Annotated in this window: 1 protein-coding gene; it reads left to right on the forward strand. The window is 30.0% G+C overall.

Annotated elements, in window-relative coordinates; all coding sequences use genetic code 11:
* Window positions 1–277, forward strand: a 277-nt coding sequence (locus DIU01_RS10410; protein ID WP_290834179.1) for an aminoacyl-tRNA hydrolase, incomplete at both ends; no start/stop codon positions are given.

The raw sequence follows: 277 nt of genomic DNA on the forward strand, positions 1-277 counted from the left end.
AGATGGAAGACAAAACGTAAATAAAGTTTCGTCTAAAGTAGTTTTGACCTTCGATTTAAACGCTTCACAATCTTTATCTGATGAAGAAAAAGAGTTGATTGCTAACAAATTAAAATCCAAATTAACATTAGAAAATATCCTAATTTTAAACTGCGATGAAGACCGAAGCCAGTTAAAAAATAAGGAAATTGTAACCAAACGATTTCTAGAAATTATTACGAAAGCTTTGATAATTCCAAAAGCAAGAAAACCAACAAAAATCCCAAGATCGGTAATC

Origin of the sequence: Flavobacterium sp. (assembly GCF_003525665.1) — a bacterium.
Lineage (GTDB): Bacteria > Bacteroidota > Bacteroidia > Flavobacteriales > Flavobacteriaceae > Flavobacterium.